Annotated in this window: 24 protein-coding genes and 1 other RNA gene; 4 read left to right on the forward strand and 21 right to left on the reverse strand. The window is 29.6% G+C overall.

Annotated elements, in window-relative coordinates; translation table 11 throughout:
* Window positions 1-312 precede the first annotated feature (312 nt).
* A complete protein-coding gene (locus O3801_RS06245) occupies window positions 313-1,461 on the forward strand; it encodes a site-specific integrase (protein ID WP_371454424.1) in 1,149 nt (382 codons plus the stop codon).
* A gap of 79 nt (window positions 1,462-1,540) precedes the next feature.
* On the opposite strand, the gene rpmG is transcribed toward O3801_RS06245, so the two are convergent.
* Entirely contained in the window at window positions 1,541-1,690 is a 150-nt protein-coding gene (gene rpmG / locus O3801_RS06250) for a 50S ribosomal protein L33 (protein ID WP_003145675.1), read from the reverse strand.
* A gap of 151 nt (window positions 1,691-1,841) precedes the next feature.
* On the reverse strand, window positions 1,842-2,495 hold the full coding sequence (gene fsa / locus O3801_RS06255; RefSeq protein WP_371454425.1) for a fructose-6-phosphate aldolase: 654 nt from the start codon (window positions 2,493-2,495) through the stop codon (window positions 1,842-1,844).
* A 147-nt stretch (window positions 2,496-2,642) separates the two neighbouring features.
* On the opposite strand from fsa, the gene O3801_RS06260 reads away from it, so the two are divergent.
* Entirely contained in the window at window positions 2,643-3,002 is a 360-nt protein-coding gene (locus tag O3801_RS06260) for a hypothetical protein (RefSeq protein ID WP_294683135.1), read from the forward strand.
* A gap of 81 nt (window positions 3,003-3,083) precedes the next feature.
* On the opposite strand, the gene O3801_RS06265 is transcribed toward O3801_RS06260, so the two are convergent.
* From O3801_RS06265 to O3801_RS06355, 19 genes are all read right to left on the reverse strand, one after another.
* A complete protein-coding gene (locus O3801_RS06265) occupies window positions 3,084-3,926 on the reverse strand; it encodes a DegV family protein (RefSeq protein WP_294683134.1) in 843 nt (280 codons plus the stop codon).
* A 19-nt stretch (window positions 3,927-3,945) separates the two neighbouring features.
* Window positions 3,946-4,374, reverse strand: a complete 429-nt coding sequence (locus tag O3801_RS06270) for a DUF1836 domain-containing protein (protein WP_294683133.1) — start codon at window positions 4,372-4,374, stop codon at window positions 3,946-3,948.
* Window positions 4,375-4,503: 129 nt separating this feature from the next.
* Complete coding sequence (locus O3801_RS06275; RefSeq protein ID WP_294683132.1) at window positions 4,504-5,865, reverse strand: MATE family efflux transporter; 1,362 nt, start codon at window positions 5,863-5,865, stop codon at window positions 4,504-4,506.
* Between the two features lie 91 nt (window positions 5,866-5,956).
* Window positions 5,957-6,221: signal recognition particle sRNA large type (gene ffs / locus O3801_RS06280), an RNA gene on the reverse strand.
* Between the two features lie 119 nt (window positions 6,222-6,340).
* Window positions 6,341-6,601, reverse strand: coding sequence for a hypothetical protein (locus tag O3801_RS06285; RefSeq protein WP_294683131.1), 261 nt, complete (start codon window positions 6,599-6,601; stop codon window positions 6,341-6,343).
* A 45-nt stretch (window positions 6,602-6,646) separates the two neighbouring features.
* Window positions 6,647-7,096 (reverse strand): threonine/serine exporter family protein, encoded by a 450-nt coding sequence (locus tag O3801_RS06290; protein WP_294683130.1) that lies wholly within the window; start codon window positions 7,094-7,096, stop codon window positions 6,647-6,649.
* A gap of 10 nt (window positions 7,097-7,106) precedes the next feature.
* On the reverse strand, window positions 7,107-7,877 hold the full coding sequence (locus O3801_RS06295) for a threonine/serine exporter family protein (RefSeq protein WP_294683129.1): 771 nt from the start codon (window positions 7,875-7,877) through the stop codon (window positions 7,107-7,109).
* 23 nt (window positions 7,878-7,900) lie between these two features.
* A complete protein-coding gene (locus O3801_RS06300) occupies window positions 7,901-8,581 on the reverse strand; it encodes a tRNA (adenine(22)-N(1))-methyltransferase (protein WP_371454426.1) in 681 nt (226 codons plus the stop codon).
* A 13-nt stretch (window positions 8,582-8,594) separates the two neighbouring features.
* Window positions 8,595-9,803 (reverse strand): DNA polymerase IV, encoded by a 1,209-nt coding sequence (locus O3801_RS06305; protein ID WP_371454427.1) that lies wholly within the window; start codon window positions 9,801-9,803, stop codon window positions 8,595-8,597.
* 117 nt (window positions 9,804-9,920) lie between these two features.
* Window positions 9,921-11,768: a ribonuclease J gene (locus O3801_RS06310; protein ID WP_371454428.1), complete on the reverse strand. Its 1,848-nt coding sequence runs from the start codon at window positions 11,766-11,768 to the stop codon at window positions 9,921-9,923.
* The gene (locus O3801_RS06315; RefSeq protein ID WP_371454429.1) at window positions 11,761-12,537 is read right to left on the reverse strand and encodes a ribonuclease HII; all 777 of its coding nucleotides are present in this window, start codon (window positions 12,535-12,537) and stop codon (window positions 11,761-11,763) included. The genes O3801_RS06310 and O3801_RS06315 overlap by 8 nt, the downstream gene beginning before the upstream one ends.
* Window positions 12,527-13,405: a ribosome biogenesis GTPase YlqF gene (gene ylqF / locus O3801_RS06320; RefSeq protein WP_371454430.1), complete on the reverse strand. Its 879-nt coding sequence runs from the start codon at window positions 13,403-13,405 to the stop codon at window positions 12,527-12,529. The genes O3801_RS06315 and ylqF overlap by 11 nt, the downstream gene beginning before the upstream one ends.
* A 237-nt stretch (window positions 13,406-13,642) precedes the next feature.
* Window positions 13,643-14,305 (reverse strand): methionine ABC transporter permease, encoded by a 663-nt coding sequence (locus tag O3801_RS06325; protein ID WP_294683123.1) that lies wholly within the window; start codon window positions 14,303-14,305, stop codon window positions 13,643-13,645.
* Complete coding sequence (locus O3801_RS06330) at window positions 14,305-15,318, reverse strand: methionine ABC transporter ATP-binding protein (RefSeq protein WP_294683122.1); 1,014 nt, start codon at window positions 15,316-15,318, stop codon at window positions 14,305-14,307. Before O3801_RS06330 ends, O3801_RS06325 begins: the two co-directional genes overlap by 1 nt.
* Before the next feature lie 358 nt (window positions 15,319-15,676).
* Window positions 15,677-16,708, reverse strand: a complete 1,032-nt coding sequence (locus O3801_RS06335; RefSeq protein ID WP_371454431.1) for a DHH family phosphoesterase — start codon at window positions 16,706-16,708, stop codon at window positions 15,677-15,679.
* Window positions 16,684-17,991, reverse strand: coding sequence for a DRTGG domain-containing protein (locus O3801_RS06340; protein WP_371454432.1), 1,308 nt, complete (start codon window positions 17,989-17,991; stop codon window positions 16,684-16,686). The genes O3801_RS06335 and O3801_RS06340 overlap by 25 nt, the downstream gene beginning before the upstream one ends.
* 270 nt (window positions 17,992-18,261) lie before the next feature.
* Window positions 18,262-19,644, reverse strand: coding sequence for a bifunctional UDP-N-acetylglucosamine diphosphorylase/glucosamine-1-phosphate N-acetyltransferase GlmU (gene glmU, locus O3801_RS06345; RefSeq protein ID WP_294683119.1), 1,383 nt, complete (start codon window positions 19,642-19,644; stop codon window positions 18,262-18,264).
* Window positions 19,637-20,491, reverse strand: a complete 855-nt coding sequence (purR, locus tag O3801_RS06350; RefSeq protein ID WP_294683118.1) for a pur operon repressor — start codon at window positions 20,489-20,491, stop codon at window positions 19,637-19,639. The genes glmU and purR overlap by 8 nt, the downstream gene beginning before the upstream one ends.
* 216 nt (window positions 20,492-20,707) lie before the next feature.
* Window positions 20,708-22,009 (reverse strand): hemolysin family protein, encoded by a 1,302-nt coding sequence (locus O3801_RS06355; protein WP_371454433.1) that lies wholly within the window; start codon window positions 22,007-22,009, stop codon window positions 20,708-20,710.
* Window positions 22,010-22,231: 222 nt separating this feature from the next.
* Between O3801_RS06355 and O3801_RS06360 the strand changes: the two genes are divergently transcribed.
* The gene (locus tag O3801_RS06360) at window positions 22,232-23,158 is read left to right on the forward strand and encodes an alpha/beta fold hydrolase (protein WP_371454434.1); all 927 of its coding nucleotides are present in this window, start codon (window positions 22,232-22,234) and stop codon (window positions 23,156-23,158) included.
* Between the two features lie 9 nt (window positions 23,159-23,167).
* The gene (locus O3801_RS06365; RefSeq protein ID WP_371454435.1) at window positions 23,168-23,995 is read left to right on the forward strand and encodes an acetylxylan esterase; all 828 of its coding nucleotides are present in this window, start codon (window positions 23,168-23,170) and stop codon (window positions 23,993-23,995) included.
* Window positions 23,996-24,009 lie beyond the last annotated feature (14 nt).

Consider the following 24,009-nt stretch of genomic DNA (forward strand, 5'->3'; position numbering starts at 1 on the left):
AGCACTAGTAAAATTACCAGTGCTTTTAGGATTTAATAAAAATGAAAATTATATAAAATGATTTAATACATAGTTTCTTTATTAAAGAATATATACCTATTATACCATATAAATGCTGTTTTATCAATGTTTCATGTAATTACTTAAAATTACAAAGCATTTAAACGACTTTTAAACGTTCTGATTATCAAAGGGTGTAAATTACTTTACCTAACCTTTAAAAGTCTTACCACGTCCATTATATGATGTGATTTTTACCTAATCATTTATTAATTTCTTTGATATGTGCTAGATAGAAAGGAAATGATAAAAATGATTAAACAATATACAAAAAAATCAGACGGAAAGAAGTATTATACAGTACATATTTATCTTGGAAAAGATGAGATCACTGGAAAAGATAGATATACCACTAGAAGTGGTTTTAAAACTAAAAAAGAAGCTCTACTTTGTGAAGCTAAGATTAAAACTGAAATAGCTAATAATGGTTTATTAAATACAGATGTTACAACATTTAAAGAAATATATGAATTATGGTACGAGGGTTACCAACATACCATTAAAGAAAGTACTTTACTTGTTAATCAACACATCTTTAATTTACTACTTGATAAATTAGAAAATATGCAATTAAAAAAACTTACTCTACCTTATTGCCAAAAAATCATTAACAATTACAGCAAGAGTTTTTCACTTGCTGTTCTTAAAAAAATAAAGATCTATGGTAGCATGATTTTAGATTATGCTGTTAAGATGAAAGTTATTTACAGCAACCCTATGAAAGATGTATTATTACCTAAGAAAAAAGATGATATTACTTCAGATGATAAGGATAAATATTACTCTAAAGAAGAATTAAAACAATTTCTTGAATTAGTTGAGAGTGAACAGGATATAAAACTAACTGCAATGTTTAGGTTATTAGCATATACTGGTATTCGTAAAGGTGAGTTACAGGCTCTTAACTGGGATGATATTGATTTTACAAACAATATGATTACTGTTAATAAAACACTAGCATTGAATACTGATAAAAAGGTAGTTGTTCAAACTCCAAAAAGCAAAAGTAGTATAAGAAGTATTAGCATTGATGAGCAAACCGCTAATATTTTAAAACGTTGGAAACTCAAACAAAGGGAAAGATTTTTAATGATAGGTACTAGAATAAAGAAACATCAACCTTGTTTTACTGAAGAGATAACAAACTCTTATTTATACCTTAATTTTATGAATGCTAATTTAAAACGTATATGTAAGAAGAATGAATTTAAACTAATAAAAGTACATGGTTTTAGACATACACATTGTAGTTTACTTTTTGAAAGTGGCTTTACTATTCAAGAAGTACAAGATAGATTAGGTTACTCTGACTTAAAAACAACAATGAGTATTTATGCTCACGTAACAGAAAAACAAAGAGATAATATGGCTGATAAATTTGCTAAGTTTATGGCTTTATAATAATTACATTGTCAAAACATTGTCAAAAGGCAAAACAAAAAGCCTTAAACGTTGATACTTTAAGGCTTCTCTAACTTTATTATTTAGTTTCTCTGTGTAAAGTCACTTTTTTTAATCTTGGACAGTATTTTTTAAGTTCAATACGGTCTGGATTATTTCTTTTGTTCTTTTTAGTAATGTAGTTTCTGTCACCACATTCTGTACAAGCTAATGTTACATTTACGCGCATTAATATAACCTCCTATAAAATTTAATCTTAACAACTTTTTCATACAACAAAATATATTATAACATTACTTTATAAATATTTCTAGTATAAAATACAAAATTTTTAAATTTTTTTAAAGAAAAATATTTTTGACGTAAAAGCCCTCTACTGATTATTCACCAAATACTTTATAATAATCTTGTTTGAATTTTTCAATACCGATATCAGTTAAAGGGTGTTTAACCATTTGTTTAATTACATTATATGGAACAGTAGCAATGTCACATCCTAATTTAGCACATTCTGTAACGTGAATTGGATTTCTAACACTCGCTGCAATAATTTGTGTATCAATATCATTATTCGCAAAAATTTCTACTATTTCTTCAATTAATAATAGTCCATTATGAGCAATATCATCTAATCTACCTAAAAATGGAGATACATAAGTTGCTCCTGCTCTTGCAGCTAGTAAAGCTTGAGTTGGACTAAAGATTAATGTAACATTTGTTTTAATACCCTCTTTTTTCAGTACATTAACTGCCTTTAGACCGTCTTCTGTCATAGGAATTTTAACCACCATATTAGGATGAATTTTAGCAATTTCTCTAGCTTCTTCTACCATATCTTTCCAATCAGTAGTCGTCGCTTTAACTTCTCCACTTATTGGTCCATCTACGATTGAAGCAATCTCCTTAATAACTTCTTTGAAATCACGTCCTTCTTTAGCGATTAAAGATGGATTAGTAGTAACTCCACAAACCACCCCTAATTCATTAGCATTTCTAATATCTTCTACATTGGCTGTATCAATAAAAAATTTCATTATTATTGTTCCCCTCTCATTTGTTAATATAATAATCATATCACATTTGAAAAACGGTTTCAATTTTATAGCTTTCATTGCGTATATTTGTTTATTGTTTTTTAATTAAATATATGATAGAATAACACTATAATTAGGAGGCAGATGATGAAGAAATTTTTAGAAAAAGTACCATATTTAATTTTTTCTTTCTTTTTATTTATAATACTCCCTCTGTGTTCTTATTTTATATCGAATAGATCAGGTATGATAATATTACTACTAATTATCCTATACCCTGTTATTAGTTTTCTAATATCATTTCTATATGCATATAATAAAGAAGACTTTAGCTATATTTTCTCATTTATTATAGGAATTTTTTACATTATATCTTGTTTAATTATTTTAAACTTTGATATTCTTATATATGGTTTAGGATATATATTCTTCAGCCTTTGTGGGCAAGGAACTGGATTTTTAATTGGGAAGCTGCGTAGAAGTAAAAAAAGAGCTAAACAGAGTTAGTTAAAATCAATAAAAAAAGGAGAAGTGCTTTACACAGAGTAATCACTTTTCCTTTTTTATTATTTTATTTGAATAGACATTCTATATTTCATAGCCTAAAAGCATTCCACCTTCTTCTCCATAGAAACTACAAATCCCAGAAGTAGGCACAGTTATAAATTCTACATCAGAGAATCTTTCTTTTAATTTTTCTTCTATTTTTTTACATATATTTTCATTATTTCTATGAGTAATTACAACTCTTCCGCCTTTATATCCAGCCTTAATCATCTCATCAACTACTGTTGAAATAGCTTTTTTCTCTCCTCTTACTTTATGTAGTAAATGTAGAGTCCCTTCATTACTCGCCTCTCCTACCATACGCATATTTAATAATCCTACAACGGCAGCAGCAAGTTTAGATAAACGTCCATTCTTCACCAGATTATCTACTTTTTCTAGAGAAAAAATAAGTTTTGTATTTTTTTGGTACTCATTCATTTTTGAGACTACTTCATCGAAAGATAATCCTTCTTTAATTAGTTCATTTATCTTAAGAAGAAATAAGTCATTTTGCCCTCCTGCTGAAAGAGTATTTACAATATGAATATTAACATTCTCATTTTCTTCTTTTAACATTTTTTCGCCAATTACTGCACTATTATAACTTCCTGACATGCCACCAGTCAAAGTTAAAACTATTACATTTTCTGCACCTCTATATGCTGATAGATATGCCTCTGGACTTGGGCAAGCTGATCTTGCTGCTTCTGAACTAGCATACATTTCTCTCATCATTTCATCAATATCTAGATCTAAAGTATCTACATATACCTTATCCTCAATTTGCAATGAAAATGGCACTCTCTCATAAGTAACATTTTCAGCTTTATTAGGGATCTCTCTAAAATCGCATGCAGTATCAACTACAATCTTCCACTCCATCATTTACCTCCAAGTGTATTTATTTTAATTTTTCTACTAAATCATGGGTTTTTTTATATAATCTTACAGTATCACAAGCTGCAACTATTACATCTGCTAGTCCGTCTCTTTTTTCTCCATTCATACACATAACAAAGTTATCGTACATTTCTTCAGAACTACCTTCTAAAGTTAAACTATTTATTGTCTTACTAATTTCTTGAATTGAAAATACATTTTTTAAACATGTGATAACTATTAATCTTGCTAATTGTTTTCGATTATATTTTTTCTTAATCGGTTTATCCAGATGACCATTTTTAACATAATTATTTATCATTGCGGATGTTAAACCTTTATCATCATCTACAATTGAGGAGCTATCTAATTGATTTACGTATAATAACACTTGATCTAAATATAAGTCAATATTTGGTAACTCAGACCACTTCGGATATACTTTGTTCAAATCCTTGCCTCCTTCTTATCTAGTTTTGATAATCACATTATATAGTTTTCTAAAATATTAGTCAAGTGATTATACAAGTGAAAATAAAAAAGATTTTGTAGTATTTACATTTACTACAAAATCTTTTTATTATTTAGCTAAGTTAATTTTTTTACTAATTCCTCGTCTCATATATAGATAATAGAATAATACACCTAAGGCATAGGCAGCTAGACCAATTATCCATCCTATCCATAGACCTTCTATCCCAATACCTTGTTTAAAAACAAAATAGTAAGCTGTAGGGATTCCTACTAAATAATACCCTATAAACATTACAACACATATTGGTACTACTTTTTTATATCCACGTAGAACTCCTGCTAATGCTGAGGCAAATGAGTCGCAGATAGCAAAACCAATTGCGAATAATAATAATTCTGCCGTTAAAGTGATTACTCCACTATCATTAGTATAAAGATACGGGATTTTTGTATCGAAGAAGAACACTATTAATCCTGCTATACTAGAAAATATCATCCCCATTATTACCGTTAGTTTTGTATACTCTGTTGCCATTTTATAGTCTTTTGCTCCTACATGGAATGCTATTATAATTGTTGCAGCATTTGCAACACTAACTGGTAATGTATATAAAAATCCGGAGAAATTTAATGCCGCTTGATGGGACGCAATAACTGTCGTATCAAAACGTGACACCATTAAAGATAACGTTGAAAAAACAACCGTCTCAAGTGCTGTAGCTAAAGCTATTGGAATTCCTAGCTTAAAGATTTCTCCCCACTTTTCAAATTTAATTTTTTCTTTTTCAAATATTTTATACTTATTGATTTTAGGATTTGTTAAAACTATAAATAATGCAATGAAAAATAGTACTGTATACGTCACTGAAACAGCTACTGCATTTCCTGCACCACCAAGCTCAGGCATACCAAACTTTCCAAAAATGAAACTATAAGCAAAGAATACATTTACAGGTACAGATACTATCATCATTATCATTGATAATCTTGTTAACCCTAAACTATCTATAAACGAGCGTAAAACTACATATAAGAAGATCGATAGCACCCCAAAACTTTCGTAAAATAAATAGTTCTTAGTTATTTCTGCAATATTACTATCCATACCTAATCGATCTACTATCGGTGTTGCTAAAGTATTTAGTCCAATAATTAAGATAATACTAATTATTACAGCTATGTACAGAAACTGTCTAACAACTGTAGGTATTTCTTCCTCTTTATTTTTACCAATCAACTGCGAAACTATTGGGATTAACGCTAAGACTATCGCATTTAAAGTATACATAATTGGATTCCAAATATTAACACCCATACTTACACCGGCTAAATCTGTAGGACTATAATGTCCCGCCATAAACGTTCCAATCATCCCAGATGAATATGAAATTACTTGATAAACTAAAACAGGCAATAGTAATTTAATAAAAATACTTGCTCTTTCAGAAAAGTTTTTTCCTTGATACATAAGCCCTCCTATTATTTACATAATTTTATTTTTTCAAAACACAAAAAAAATCCAAAAGCGAATTTACTTTTAGATATCATCGATTTATACTATATGCAACCGAGACTTGAATAGATTAAAAAACCGTTAGTTTAATCGACAACTCAACCTCGACAAAAACTTACACCCACAATAGACTTACTTAATGCTGCTTCCTTCCGGACCTGACATGGTTCATAAGTATTGCGTCGTAAGGTGCCTTAGTCTCAACATTACGTGTTAAACTCGACATTCCCTATTCTACCCGCATCTCGGTATTCGGTCTTGCTAAAGCGGATTGCAAGTACAGGGCACCGCTAACTCCCCACCTAGCATTTTTTAATTATATCAAATTTAAAAATAAAAAGCAAGAAATAAATAAAAATTCTAAAATAAACTCCAGACTAAGAAAGTTTTTAATTAATTATACTAACTTAATTTAGAGTTTATTAATAATTTATTTTTTTAGCTTAACTAATTCATCAAGATCCAAGATACATTCATTTTCATTAACAACTAAACAAGGAATACCGATTTTCATATTACCTCTTATTCCTTCAAATTGTGAATATGTATCTCTGACATATAGAAATTCTTTAAAATTTCTTAATGAAGTCATTACTTCTACTTCTTTATATGTAATTCCTAATTCTGATAATTTTTCTTTGAACGGTGCTGTATCTGGACAACTTTCTGCAAAATATAAAATATATTCCATTTGTCTAAATCTCCTTCTAAAAGTTTTAATTATATTATATCACTTTTATCGTTTTCTTTGTATTTTCACCCTCTGAATTGAAGCTGAAAAGACTGAAGCAAGTAATATTCCCATAGCGATTGCTCCAGCTTGAAGTATTGTTTCAATACCCACCTTAGACGCAATTCCATAATTCTTAGTTACAATATTTTGCATCGTATTATACATACCATAACCTGGAACTAAAGGTACCATACCCGTATAAATAAATATAGTTGCTGGCAATTTTAATATTCTTGATGCATTAGTAGAAAGAACCCCTACACAAACTGCTCCAAGAAAACTGCTTACTACTACATCAGCTAACAATAAATTTGTTACTACCTGAACTAACCAACCAACAGCTCCAATAACACCACACATAAACAATGATTTTCTCGGTGCATTAAAGAAAATTGCAAAAGCTATACTAACCACAAAACCCGCAATAAATTGTATAAAAACATTATTCTCCATAAATTTCTCCTTATACCAATTTTAATCCCATAACTACACCGAGTGCAATAGCTGTTGATACGAAAATTGCTGCCTGAATTCCTATCATCCCCGAAAGGTAATCACCAGCCATAAAGTCACGGACAGCATTTGTAACCTGAACTCCAGGAACAAGAGGCATCAAACTCATAATAATAATACTAAATGGATTGTGTATTAAGAAAATCTTATTTAATAACATTACCAAAACAGTCGCGATGAATGCCCCTAGGAAATTACTTACAAAGGATGTAAGCTTATATTTTGCGGTTAATGTTAGAAACGCAGCCTGAATAGCCATTATTAAAAACGCGAATAGACTGTCCTTAAATGTTCCTCCAAACATTATTGCAAAGAATGGACCTGATAATGTCAGAGCAGCAATAACAGACGTTGCCGAATATCTTTTCCTAGCCTTGATTTCCTTCATTTTTTTAAATGCATAATCTAAAGTACAACCACCCATTACCATTTTTCTAGAAATATCATTTAGTAGTGCAATCTTTTCTAAATCACGATCTCCCAAAACAACCCTACGCATGGCTGTATATGTATTATCATTATATATAAAAGATACAATAACAAAATTATATGTAACTAAACTATTTGCCGCCTTAATATTATCAAATGATTTGTAAATTCTATTAACTGTATCTTCAACCCTATATACTTCTGCTCCATATGACAACATACTCTTAGCGATTTTTACGCTAAAATTTAATAACTTTTTAGCTTCTCTTTCATCATGCAAAGATTGCAGCATACTTTCCCCTCCTTATAAAAATATTAAGAAATAATTTCTAATATTTTTTTATATTTATTTTTAAATTCAGCTACTTTATTCTCCTGAACTTCATTTGCCTTTTCTAATTGATTCAAAATATACTCAATTTTTGAAAGTTCTTGTTTTTGTTTTTTTACGAACAATTCATTTTTTTCTGTTAATAAATACTTACCAAAATTAATTTCATCTTCTGTTAATTCCATAACACCAGGTTTCGCAACGATAATCTCATAAATGTGACCATCTTCTTCAATAATATTTTCTGCTGTTATCTCATAACCTAATTCTTGTAGTTTTTCTCTAACGAAATTTTCTCCAACATTTGGCTGAAGTACTAAATTTGGTCTATTCGCCAACTTCTCTTTACCTTTTTCTAAAATATCTGCGATTAGCTTTCCACCCATACCACAAATTGTTATTACTTCGATATTATCACTTAACTCAATAGCATCCAAACCTGCAGCTTTTCGACAATCGATAGTTCCAACTAAGCCTTCTTCTCTAACATTTTTTATAGAAACTTTATGCGGCCCTTCTACTATTTCTCCCGCTACAGCATAATCAATTTTATTATTCTTAGCTAAATAAATTGGTAAATAGGCATGATCACTTCCAATATCAGCTAATCTTCTGTTTTCTACATATTCAGCTACTAATTGTAATCTCTTATTAATTGCTAACATTCTATCTCCTTTATTAATCTAAAAAATCTTTACTAAAACTTGTCGTAATAATCGACTTATCTTTTTTATCAAAATTTTCAAAATCGGTTATTATTGTATCACCGAACTCTGCTTTTAATTTCTTAGAAAGTTTTCTAAGTTTCTCTTCTTCTTTATAATCTTTTTTATCAAAAATATCAAGCTGAACCTTTAGTTCTTTTGCTTTTTTAATATCATTTAACGATACACCTAGCAATCTTACTCCTTGTGTGAAATCATAATGTTCAAGTAGTAATTCCCATGCATAATTAAAAATATCATTAGAATCAGAGATAAATTCTGGTATCTTCCTAGATCTAGTAATTGTTTTAAAATCACTAAATCTCACCATTATTGAAATATTATTCCCTACATAATTACGCATTTGCACTCTTGAACTAACCTTTTCACTTAATTTTTTGATTTCTTTTAAAATATCATCTTCATCTATTAAATCGTTGGTAAATGTTTTTGAATTACCAATGGATTTTCTATCAACAGTATATTTCAGTTCAGAATTACCTTCTCCATTTGCTTTATTCTTCAGTCTTAAACCTTGAACGCCTAAAAGACTATGAAGAATCACCTCATTAGCCTCAGCCACATCACCAATTGTATTAATTCCAATATTTTTTAATTTCTTGGTAGATGCTTTACCGCAACCATGCATTTCTCCTATATCAAGATTCCATAATATGTCTTTATAATTTTTCTTATTAATAATTGAAAATCCAAGAGGTTTTTTTAGATTAGATCCCATCTTTGCGAAAAATTTATTAAAAGAAACACCGACTGATGAAGGCATACCTAATTGTTTGTATATTCTTCTTTGAATAATAGCTATTACCTTTATTGGTTCAGAAAAATCACTTAAATCTATATATGCTTCGTCAACAGAAACAATCTCAATCTTATCTGTATATTCTCGTACCAGATCAAAAATCATCTTGGACTCCTGTTGATATTTAGCCATATCGGGACGAAGTATTTTTATATTAGGACATAACTTTCTAGCATCTCCAACTCTCATAGTCGTCTTAATTCCTAAATTTCTAGCTTCATAGTTAGAGGTTACAATTATCCCATGCCTAGTTTTAACTTCACCTGCAATTGCTAAAGGTTTACCTTTTAATTCAGGATTATACTTTTCTTCAACACTTGCATAGAAGCAATTCATATCAATATGAGCAATAACTTTTGACATTTTTTCACCTCTTTTATATAGACTAAAAACGGGAACAACAAGGAGCAATTCAAAATAGACTTTATATAAAAGCTATTTGAGTTGTTCCTCATTTCTATTTCCCGTTATGTTTCATTACTAAATTAATGAAAAGTTAATAATTATTATTGGTTTTCTCTTAGTATTATCATATAGTAAACTTGAAAGCATACTTCTTATTTCAGCTTTCACGGCTGCACATTCTCTAATACTCTTAATAGGATTATTCTCTAAGTATTCGATAATTTTTTCTTCTGCTTCTTTAATTAACTCCATACTCTTCTTAACATATACAAAACCTTTTGTTTGAATAACCGGTCTTCCTACTAGAGCTTTCTCTTTTTTACTGATTGCATACGATGCTACAAAGATACCATCATTTGATAAAAGTTTTCTATCTTTTAATACACTATCCTCAACATCCCCAATACCACGTCCATCGACTAGAATATTACCTACTGGAACATTGTTTTGTAATGTCTTAGATTTATTTCCACTTAATTCTAAAGTTGTTCCTTTAGCTAAAATATGAATATTTTCAGCTACAACTCCTGTTTCAGCTGCGATTTCTGCATGCTTACGAAGATTTCTAAATTCTCCTTGAACCGGAATAAAGTGTTTTGGCATAAGCATATTTAACATCATTTTTAACTCTTCTTTTGTTGCATGGCTAGCAGCGTGAAGACGTTTAGAAGCTGTAACAACATTCGCCCCAAGTTTAACTAATAAGTTTAATGTTTGGAATAACATAACTTCCATATTAGGAGACGGTGTTGCAGCAATCATGATTGTATCGCCTGATTCAATTTGAATTCCATCAATTTTCTTCTCAGCAATATTTTTCATAGCCTCTATTGGTTCCCCTTGATCACCTGAAGAAAGGATACACACTTCATTTTGTGGATAATCTTTTAATTCTTCTACTGAAATTAAATTACTATCTTCAATTTGTAAATAATTCATATTTCTAGCAGTATTGATAGATGCCTCAATAGCTTGACCTAAAAGTAAAATCTTTCTATTTTGTGCTAATGCTGCTCTTACAATATGAGAAATTGTTAGGAAGTTAGAAGCATAACAAGTCACAATAATGCGCTTGTTCGCTTGATAAAATGCATTATCAATTTGTTCTGCCGCTTCATTTTCAGGAACGTTATATCCTTTAACATTAGCGTTACTTGAATCACTTAATAGAGCAAGAACACCTTTTTGACCTAATGTACTAATTTTTACGATATCAGATTTATATTCTTTGCTTACCGATTGGTCGAATTTAAACTCACCAGTATAAACAATATTTCCTTGACTAGTTTCAATACAGATACCTAAAGAATCCGGCATTGAGTACGTAGTCTTGAAGAATGTAACACTAGCATTATTAAAATCATACTTATTATTATCTTTTACATAGTAAAACTTGATTCTTCTCTTAATCCCTAGTTGTTTAAGATGATTTTTTAATAAATCAATTGTTAATTTAGAACCATAAACTGGGCATTTTAATTTATCAATAATATATGGTACAGCTCCCATTGAACTTACGTGTCCATTTGATAAGAAAATCCCTTTAATTTTTTGTTTATTACGGACTAGGTAACTTATATCAGGTATAACTGCATCAATACCTATCATCTCTGTTTCAGGGAACATTAATCCTGCATCAAGAACAAAGATCTCATCTCCGATTTCAACCATATACATATTTTTCGCTACTTCTTCCACCCCTCCTAATGGAGTAATGCGAATTTTTGCTAATTTTTTTGCTTTATTTTTTTGAGATTTAGCTTGGTTTACACTGTTAATTTTCTTTACTACTTGTTTAGAATTGTTAGTTTGTTCTTTTGCAACAACTTTATTTTTAATCTTCGAGCGGTTACCAATATTTTTTTTATTGTTATTATTTTTCTGTAAATTTTTAGAAATACTTATTCCACTATTGTTACTCATTTTTTCCTCCTTGTATCATTGATTTTATAGGTTCAAAGTCTCTTCTATGGATTGGTGTTACTCCATATTCTTTTAAACCTTCTAAATGTTTTTTTGTTCCATATCCTGCATTATTTTCAAAATCATAATGTGGGTATTTTTTTGCATATTCTTTCATTAAATTATCACGATATACTTTTGCTATTACTGAAGCAGCTGCAATAGATACGCTCTTCTCATCACCTTTTACCATGCTAAAATTCGGTATTGGATAATTCTCAAACGGCATAGCATCAATAAGTAAAAAATCTGGTTTAACTTCTAATTTTTCTACTGCTCTTTGCATCGCTATACGAGCTGCATTGTAAATATTATATTTTTCAATCTCAATATTATCCACTTCACAAATTGCATATGCAACAGCTTCTTTTTTTATCTGTTCATATAGTTCTTCACGTTTTTTTTCTGATAATTTTTTTGAATCATTTAATCCTTCGAAATAGCTATCTTGCTTTAAGATTACCGCTGCAGCCACTACTGGTCCTGCAAGCGGTCCTCTCCCTACTTCATCTATCCCGCAAATATACTTACATCCATTATTATAACATTTATTTTCGTAAAATGATTTTTTTTCATACTCTTTTTTATAAAAAAGTTTTTTTTCTTGCTTCTTCGCATAGCTTACAAGTAATTTTTGAACTCCACTTCTCTCATCTTTTTTTAATTCATTAAGTATTTCTTCGGAAATATTATCTTGATTTAAGAGTTCCTTTACTTCACTAATTTTCATTTTGTTCCTCATTTTCTAATAAATTACTATAGTTATCTAATGTAATAAGTCCAAATTTTTGTGTTCTAAAATCTTGAATTAATAATTTTATGGTTGAATCGTAATCGTAATCTCCACCAATTTTTTTAAATCTTTTTTCAGCTACTTTTTCCATAATAAACACATTTTCATCTTCACTTGTAACGTTTATTTTATAAAGATTATTTAAATTCTCTAAGTAATTATTTTTTAATAATTCTATTAAATATAAACTAACATCATCAAGTGGTGTAATATCGTCTTTTATAGAACCAATCAAACTTAATTTTTTACCAATTTCTTGATTATCAAACTTAGGCATAAGAATTCCCGGTGTATCTAATAATTCTATATCTTTATTTAATTTTAACCATTGTTGTTTTTTTGTAACACCAGGTTTATTAGCTGTATTAGCAACATTTTTCTTAATAAGTTTATTAATAAATGTTGATTTTCCAACGTTAGGAACCCCTATTACCATTGATCTAATTGCTCTTGGTTTAATTCCCTTAGCTACTTGACGTGCAATTTTTTCTGCAAGTTCTTCTTTCGCTTTATCTATTACCTTGTTTAAGTTATTACTATTTTTTGCATCTGTATACACTACTGTATATCCTTTATTTTCAAAATAACTTTTCCACTTTGCTGTCTCAGCTCTATCACATAGATCAATTTTATTAAATATAATTATTTTCTTCTTGTCTTTAACAACTTCATCTAGGTACATATTATGTGAAGAAAGTGGGCAACGTGCATCTACTAATTCAAAAACTATATCTACTAATTTAAGCTTTTCTTTAACTTCTCTTGTTGCCTTAGCCATATGACCTGGAAACCATTGAATAACCATAAATTTATCTCCTTATCTTTTTATTTTATAAATTTCTTGTTTTAAACAGTCTTTATTATTTTACCACATTTTCAAGTTTTTTTAACCTATTTTGGTGTTAATTATTCGTAAAACATTAATATTTTATAATTTCCAGACATAATAATTTATAAAATCGTTCATTATTTGTTTATAATCATGATTTTTTTATTTATAAACAAAAAAACAAGATAGCTTTTGCTACCTTGTTCTTCATATTTATCTTTTATCTACTTTCTTAACAATTGTATCACCAAGAATTTGTAGAGCGAATACGATAATTAAGATTAATACTGTTGCAACAAAAGTTAAAGTACTATTGTTACGTTGGAATCCATCTAAGTAAGCTAAGTTACCAAGTCCACCTGCCCCGATAACACCTGCCATCGCTGTTGATCCAACTAATGCTATAGCCGTAACAGTTAATCCTGAGATTATCGCTGGTAAACTTTCTGGAATTAAAACTTTTAAAATAATTGTAGATTTCTTAGCACCCATAGCTCGTGCAGCTTCGATTACACCTTTGTCAACTTCTCGCAGTCCAATTTCTACTAAACGAGCGTAGAATGGTGCAGCTGAGATAATCAGTGCTGGAATTGCTGCTTGAACACCTATAATTGTTCCGATTAAAAACTTAGTAAACGGAATTAATAATACAATTAAGATAATGAATGGAATCGCACGGAATATATTTACAATTCCAGTAACCACTGCATAAAATCCGCGTCCAAATGCAGTCTTACTATTAGATGTTAAGTATAATAGTAATCCTAAAAATAGTCCAATTACAAACACTGCAATAAGTGACTCAAAAGTCATAATTAGTGTTTCTATTGTTTTATCTTGTACTTTATCCCAATTAACTCTTGCAAAATCAAACATTATAACACCTCCGTTAAAATACCTAGTTCATTTAATCTAGATATTGCCTTATCTGTATTTTCTTTAGTTCCAATTAATTGAACAAACAGTGTACCAATATTAGCATCAGCAGTTTTATCAATATGTCCATTAATTATTGTAAAGTCAAAATCTATTTCTCTTACTAAAGTACTAAGAATCGGTTTTTTCGATGTATTATTATCAAATGTAAATTTAATAATAACTCCCTCAGTGAATACTTTTTTCCACTCTTCTATATTCTCTCTCTCTTCAAACTCTGAGGCGAATGATGTTTGAGCTAAGAATTTCTTAGTAACTTCTTGAGTTGGGTGGTAGAATACTTCCGAAACTAATCCATCTTCAGCAATTGTTCCACCATCTATAACAGCAACCTTTGTACAAATTGTTTTAATAACGTTCATTTCATGAGTTATAAGAACAACTGTAATATTAGTTTTACTGTGAATTTCTTTAATTAAGTTTAATACCTCTGCAGTTGTCTCTGGGTCAAGAGCACTCGTAGCCTCATCACAAAGTAATATTGAAGGATTACCAGCTAATGCACGAGCAATACCTACCCTTTGTTTTTGACCTCCAGAAAGTTGAGATGGATAAGCATTTAATCTCTCTTCTAGACCTACTAATTTAGCTAACTCTTCTACTCTCTCTTTAATTTCAGCTTTTGACTTCCCTAGAATTTCTAATGGAAATGCAATATTTTCAGCAACAGTTCTACTCCATAATAAGTTAAAGTGTTGGAAAATCATCCCTATTCTTTGACGTTTTAAACGACGTTGTTCTTCAGTTATTTTATTGAAGTCATCACCTTCGATAATTACTTCACCATCTGTCGCTACTTCAAGTCCGTTTAACAGCCTTACTAACGTACTTTTACCAGCTCCAGAATAACCGATTATTCCATAAATATCACCTTTTTCAACTTTTAAATTAATATCTTTTAGAGCATGAACTTTATTATTGTATATCTTATTAACATTTTTTAATTCAATCATGTCTATCTCCTTTCTCTTTTTAAAAATAAAAAAACACCCTTACTCTGAACTTCAGAATAAGGGCGTTATACGCGGTACCACCTTATATTTTACTTATTACAACTACTAACATAGTCTATCCTATAACGTGGATACCCGAACAAAGTTTACATTTTATGTTTACCTTATTAACCACTCGAACCATTTTCATAAATTTTATAATATACCTTCTCAGCTAACGGTACTCTCTTTAAATATTCCATCTATTACTTATACGAGTATTGGTTACTATTAATTTCTAATAAGTATACCATTATATTTTTCTAGTGTCAAGTAAGATTTTTGAAAACATTCTATAAAATATTCTGAAAATAATCATCTAATTTTCTATTTTGATATTATTTTCTCTAAGATATTCTGCCACTACTCGAGCCATATCATCTAGTAAATCATCTAATTCTTCCCAGTTTTTCACCGTTGCTCCGCTCGCTAATGGATGACCCCCACCAGCATATTTTTCAGCAAGAGTATTGATTACAGGACCTTTAGAACGTATACGCACACGCACCTTATTTCCTTCATCGATAGCGAAACACCATGCATATAAATCTTTTAGACTTCTAAGCAGATTGACCCCCGTTGAAACTTCACCAGGATCTACTCCATATTTATCCATATCCTCTTTTGTAATTTTCAGATATGCAACACCATCTTGATAGACATCATAATTTTCAAAAATAAATGCTCTAAAACGCATAATATTTTCACTAATAATCTCCATCTTATCTAACAATTTACTCATATTAAAATCATATTTAATTAATTCTGATGCAACTCTTAGTGTGTCGTTAGAAGTATTCGGGAATAAAAATCTTCCAGTATCCCCTACTATACCAAGATATAATAATTTAGCTGCTTCGTCATTTAATTTAATATCATATTTATTATTTAAATATTCATAAAAATTATAAATTAACTCACTGCAAGATGAAACTTCAGTATTTACTAAATTTATTCCTCCATAATTGTCCAGTGGTGGGTGATGATCTATTTTTATAAGAAAGTTGTTTTTAGTAAATAATTTCCCATCAATTCTTGGAAAATTCGCCGTATCAGTTACTATAACAAGAGCATCCTTGTAATCTTCTTCAGTAACTTCAGAATTTTTAAATAAAAAATCTAATGATGGTGAATCTTTACCAACTGTTATAACTGTTTTTTCAGGGAAATTTTCTCTGATAAGTTGATACATAGCCCCCTGAGATCCATAAGCATCTGGATCCGGGCGTTCATGTCTATGAATTATTATCTTATCGTTTTCTTTGATTTTTTGAAAAATTTCCTCATATAAATTTTCGTATATATCCATTAATCTTCTTCTTTCTGTTAGTTTCTTTGGAATACTTGACAAGTTACCATAGCTTTAGCTACTAACTCTGTTTTATCGTATACTTCAACATCGAATTTTGCTGTTTTACGACCAATATCTAAGATATTTACTTTTGTTGTTATTGTTCTATCTAATGGTACTGATTTTAAGAAGTAAAGTGTTGTGTTCTGCATTAGAACTTCACTTCTGTTATAGTTATAGCTTGTAATATGAATTGACTCATCTATAATACTTAATAAAGCAGAGCTAGAGAAAGTACCAAATTGATCTAACATTTGAGGAATAACTTTAACCTGCAGTCCATCTGCTCTAGGAACAATACCTTTACGCATTATTTCATCAAATGTATCATTATTATTTCCATCTTGGAATCTATTATTAGTTAATAGTGAATTAATAACAATTTTTCTAGTTACAACCCCTAATAATGTATTTTTAGAATCAATTACAGGCATAAGTTCATAACCTTCAGATAACATAGTATTAGCTACTGAAGATATAGGTGTTTCTAAAGTAGTCGTTTCTACTTTTCTTTCCATTACTTCTTTAATTAAAGCATCTTTTTCTTGTAAAAATACATCTCGTGCTGTTACTATACCAACTAATTTACCATATTCGTTTACAACTGGATATCTAGTGTGCCCCGCTTTTAACTGCAGTTCATACCAGTCTTGAACAGTATCATTTAAATTAATAGTGTATAATTTCTCAACACTAATATAAATGCTTTCAACTGTAATAATATCTCTCTTAATAATTTGGTCATTTGTTACTCTGTTAATTAAGTGTGTAACAGAAAAAGTATCATGAGGTGTAATAATCAACGGTAAGTTCTTACTATCTGCCAATGCTCTAATAGAGTCATTCGGCACGTAACCACCTGTTACTAAAATAGCACAGCCTTTTTCAAGTGACATTTCTATAATTTTCGGACGATTTCCAATTATTAATAATGTACCTTTTCTAATATGTTGACCAACTTGCTCAGAGTCCATAGCACCAATTGCAAAATCTTGTACTATTTCATGTACTCCTCCTCGTCCAGCAATTAATTGTCCGCTTACGATGTTTACAATCTCAGAATAAGATAATTTTTCTACATTATCTCGTTCTTTCTTCTGAATCCTTACCGTACCGACACGTTCAATAGAAGATACAAAACCACGATTTTCCGATTCTTTTATCGCTCGGTAAGCTGTCCCTTCACTAACTTTTAGTTCTTTAGCTACTTGACGAACTGATATTTTACTTCCAATAGGGAGACTCTTAATATATTCTAATATTTTCTGGTGTTTTGATTTCATGATTTTTCCTCCTTATATTTTTATTATAATACAAACATGCATTTATAACACATTATACTCATATGTAATTATATACTTTTTATAGAACTATTTCAAGATAAAAAAATATGAAAGATAAGTTATTTTACTCATCTTTCATCAATTCATTAAAAACATTTACTCATATTCTTACTGTTAAAACATATTGAAGTTTTCTCTATTATTTAACTAGTACAGTTTATTTTAGTTTTTTTTACTATAACAATCAAATAAATATTCAACTATAATATTTTACGATTTTCTACCTGCTGGCATTTTTTTAGCATAACCCATTTTATTTTCTTGTTTTACACGAGCTATTACTAATGTATCATCTGGGGCATTTTCTGTAACTGTCGTTCCAGCTGCAACTACTGCACCATCTCCGATTTCTAGTGGAGCTATTAAATTAGAATTACATCCTATAAATGCATCACTTCCAATTTTTGTTTTGTATTTATTTTTACCATCGTAGTTAACTGTGATTGTACCACATCCAATATTTGTGTTGCTTCCTACTTCTGTATCTCCAAGATAACTAAGATGTGCAGTCTTAGATCCATCTCCATATGTAGTATTTTTTAATTCTACAAAGTTTCCAACTCTAACATGCTCACCTAAATCGCAATTGTTTCTTATATGTGCATATGGACCCACACTAGTAAAATCTCCAATTTTAGAATCACTAATAGTTGATGATAATACTTTTACTCCATTTCCTATTTTCGCATTTTCTAAATATGAATTCGGTTTAATTTGACAATCTTCTCCAATTACCGTATTAGATTTAATAGTAACATTTGGATAAATTGTTGTATCACGACCAATAATTGCATTTGGTGCAATGTACGTATTAGTAGGATCTACTAATGTAACTCCAGCAAGCATATGTTTAGTATTGATTCTATTTCTCATAACATTTTCTGCATAAGCTAAGGCTACTCTATCATTCACTCCAAAAGTTTCATCAAAGTCATCACATAGATATGTCTCGATTATCTCTTTTTGTTCACGAATTAAAGCAAGTACATCTGGTAAATAATATTCCCCTTGGTTATTATCATTTTTCACTTTTTCTAACATTTCAAATAACAGTTTATTATCGAAACAATAGATCCCAGAGTTGATTTCTTTGATTTTTTTCTCTTGTTCTGTTGCATCTTTTTCTTCGACAATCTTTACTAACTTCCCGTTAACATCACGAATTATACGACCATATGCAAATGGATCATCAGCTATTGCTGTTAATACAGTTGCTTTAGCATTTGTATTCTCATGGTGATTTAGCATACTATTGATAGTTTCAGGGCGAATTAGTGGAGTATCTCCATACATTACTATAGTCGTACCTTCTTTATCTTTAAGTTCATCTTTAGCAACTTTAACAGCATGTGCTGTTCCTAATTGTTCTGCTTGTAAAACAAACTTAGTTCTATCCCCTAAGACTTCTTTAACTCTCTCTGCTCCATGACCAACTACAGTGATTACTTCTTGCATTTCTAAATCACTAAGGCTATCTAAAACTAATTCAACCATAGTTCTGTCGCAAACTTTGTGTAATACCTTATATAACTTCGACTGCATTCTAGTTCCTTTTCCAGCCGCTAATATAACTGCATATCTATTATTACTCATTTTCAATATCCTCTTTTTCTACTTGGCGTAATTTTTCTATAACATTCCCTAATTTAACATCAAATGTTCCATTAAATTCATCGATATTTTCAATTTTTGATAAGTATAAATAATCATCTTCATGTTCTCTTGGCGAATCAAAACATTGCGTGATTATTACTTTCCCAACAACATCAACATCAAATTCACTCATTAGACTCTCCATACCTGTTAGGACTCCCCCACCACGCATAAAATCATCCACTAATAGTACTTTTGATCCTGTATTTAAACTTCGCTTAGATAAAATCATCGTTTCTATTTTCTTAGTCGAACCTGAAACATAGTTAATTGCAACAGTAGTTCCTTCCGTAACTTTATTATCTCTTCTAATAATAATTACAGGTTTATTCAATATTGAAGCTATAGCATAAGCAACAGGAATCCCTTTTGTTGCTACTGTAACTACAGCATCTACTTCTTTATTCTTATAAACTGTAGCAACCACTCGTCCTAGCTTGTTCATTAAACTAGGATTTCCTATAATATCAGACATGAAAATATATCCACCAGCTAATAAACGATTTCCATCATTAATCTTATCAAGAAAACCATTAAGAATTTCTCTAGCGTCTTCTTCTACCAATGTCGGTGTAAATAAAACACCCCCACTTACTCCTGCTAGAGTTTTAACTTCTCCAATATTTTCTTCTTTAAAACCATTTTTTATTATGTGTATATCTTCACTTATAGAAGACTTAGCTTGATTGAATTTTGAAACGAAATATGTTAATGGAATTAATTTATTTGGATTATTTAATAAATATTCCGTCATAACTACTATTCTTTCACTTCTCTTTAACTTCATCTTATACTCCTTACATGTATATATAAAGATTTCTCTAAACTATATAATACATTCAATATATTTTATTCGTATATTATATGTATATAATACCACTATTGTTCGGAATAGTAAAGATATAGCAGAGATTTTTAAGTTCATTTTAACTAATTAGACATTTTATTACTTCATATATAAAAAGAAGAGATAGCATTTTCATACTATCTCTTCTAATCTATTTTATTTTTCTTTCCAAACTTCTAAAGTTCGTATTTGATTTTCTTCAACTTTTCTAACAACAAATGTTAGTTTATCTATAGAATATACCGCTCCAACCTTAGCTTCGTATTTTTCTAAATATACATACGCACCAATAGTATCAACTTCTTCGTGAGGTAGATGGACTTGGAATAACGCATTTACATCTTGAATTGGCACCCATCCATCAATTAGATAGTGGCCATTTTTTAGTTTTTTAATTAAGCTTTGTTCATCTTCGTCGAACTCATCTCGAATCTCTCCAGTAATCTCTTCAACTATATCCTCAAGAGTAACTACTCCACTAGTTCCTCCATATTCATCTGTTATAACAATCATATGTTCTCTATTTTGCTTAATAGTTGCTAAAACTTGAGAAATAGGTGTATGCTCAAAGATTTTTATCGCTGGTGTAATGTATTCTTCTAAGTCTTTAGTTGTTTCTATAGGTTTATCTGTAAATAATAATTTTTTAACATTCAAAATCCCTAGAATTTTATCTTTATCTCCATCTTCAATTACCGGATATCTTGTGTATTCTTCTTGCTTTAACTGTCTCATTATAATCCCTAAAGAATCACTCATGTCTATTGCTTCAACTTCAGTTCTAGGTGTCATAATTTCCTTAGCAATTTTATTATCAAACTCAAATACTCTTTCAACATATCTATATTCTACATCGTTTATTTGACCGTGTAGTCTTGAAGATTTCATAATTGTTCTAAGTTCTTGTTCACTATGAATATCATCATGCTCAGAAGCAGGTTCGAATCCAAACATTTTCGCTATAAGATTAGCTAATGAATTAAGTAACCACACTAACGGTCTCATAACTTTGTCGAACATATACATTGGCCACGCTACTCGTAAACATGTTTTTTCTGCTGATTGAATAGCTATAGTTTTAGGAACTAATTCTCCTAAAACAACATGTAAAAGCGTCATAAATCCAAATGATACTACTAATGAAATAGTATGCGTAACTGTTTCGTTTAAATTTAACAATTCAAAAATAGGATTAAATAAAGCGTGGAATGTTGACTCCCCTATCCAACCTAATCCAAGAGAAACAATTGTAATCCCTAGTTGAGTTGCAGATAGGTAGTGATCTAACTGTTCTACCATCGTAACTAATATTTTTGCTGTTTTATTTCCTGATTCTACTAATTCATTCACCCTTGTTGGTCTAAGTTTAACAAGCGCAAATTCAAACATTACAAATATTGCCGAGGCAATAAGTAATAATACAATTATTAATATTTTAATTAAGATACTGAGATCCATATGGTTTTAATTTAACCTCTTTCCTTTTTATTTTTAGTCATTAATAAATAATTTTACTACATATAAACTTTTTTTTCAATTATTATTGCACCTTTTAAAAACATTGATTTAACAAACATGATGTCTATACTATACTTTTCTTTGAAAATTCATTATATTGGAATTATTTGTTATCGAGTGGTAGTATATAAAATATATGAAAACGCTATAATGAGGTGTCAGATGAAAAATTTTGTAGACTTTAATAATTTTTGGGATAAAAAAATAAAACTTATCGAGGATATACAACTAAAATACGATTTAAATAAAACTTCATTTTCAAAATTTGACAACATAGAGTTCTATGATTTAACTTTCACTAGCTATGATAATTCTAAAATTTATGCCAAGTATATAAAAAATATAAAATATAGAAAACTCTATCCTCAGAAAAATATTCCTGTACTATTTTATTTTCACGGATATCCTGCATCAAGTAGAAACTGGTTAGAAAAATCAACATTCGCTTCTCTTGGATATGATGTAGTTGCCATAGACTTTAGGAATCAAGGTGGCAAAAGTAAAGATTCAAGCAACTCTGCACCCTCAGTATTTGGCCATCTAACAGTTGGACTTGATGAAAATATAGAAAATATGATTTTTTATAAAAATATTTTAGATAGTCTTATTTTATCCAAAATCGTATCATCCTTTGGAGACATTAACGAGAAAGAAATTGTTAGTTTTGGAGCATCACAAGGAGGAGCATTTTCTATAATATTTTCAGCGTTAAACAAAAATGTAACTAAATGTATTAGTCTCTATCCTTTCTTGGCGAATTTCAAAAATATCTATGAAAAAGACAATAGAAAAAATGCCTATGGTGAATTAACTCACCACGGGCGTTGGTTTAATACAACCGGTAAAAATACTAAAAACTTCTTGAATAACCTTTACTATCTAGATACTATAAATTTCGCAAAAAATTTAAAATGTTCCGTTTTGTTCGGTATCACTAACCTTGATGAAGATTGTCCAAAAGAGACTCAAGAAAAAATATATAATGAAATTACTAGTAGAAAAAAATCTTGCATCTACAAAAAGTACTATCATGAAAACATCCCGAATTTTAATGATGAAATAGTTAAATTTTTATTAGAAATTGAATAGGAGTCAAACATGAAATTAGAAAAAAATAGAAAACTAGTATACAAAGAAAATATAATTGATATTCCCCATCCATTCATTCAATATAAGAAAATAATTTTTAAAGGAATAGATAATTCACAAATAGAATTAGATTTAGCTATACCTAAGTCAAACATTAAAGGAGTCATAGTTGACTTCCCTGAATTCAAAGTAAAAAATAAAGATTATTTGAATTTAACTAAATACAGTATGCTAGACTATGCTTTAGCCTCGTTACATATTAGAGGGCAAGCTGGTAATAGCGAGAATAAAACACCTTGTTCTCATTTCCCATTTTTAGATAATAGCTCATCATTTTTATATTTTAATTTAGTTTTTCAAGATGCGCTAGACACCATAAGTATTATAGAAAAACTCTTTCCAAATAAAGAAATTCTAGTGACTGGTGTAGGACAAGGAGCCGCTATTAGTATAGTTTGTGCTAGTTATTACGATTATATTAAAGAACTATTCATCTCCGACTGTTCACTTTGTGATATTAAAAATACTTATAACAATAATAAAAAGGATCCTTTCTTCAAAAATATTTATAAATTTGAAAGAGATTTTTCTGATAAGATAGATTATTTAAATGCCACACTAAATTCCATAGATATACTAAATTTCAGCAATTCCTTAACTCAAAAAGTACATTATGGATTATCATACTTAGACCCTAGAACGCCTATCGATGCACAATTGAAACTATTAAGCACTCTAGAAAATGTCGAAATTCAACATTATTTATTCTTAGATTATAAAAAAATATTCCAACATCAATTCGATGATTATATACTTGAAGTTCTCTCAAATAAATAGCAAAGGTGAATCAC

The sequence above is a fragment of the Gemella sp. 27098_8_149 genome (assembly GCF_041433745.1).
GTDB lineage: Bacteria > Bacillota > Bacilli > Staphylococcales > Gemellaceae > Gemella.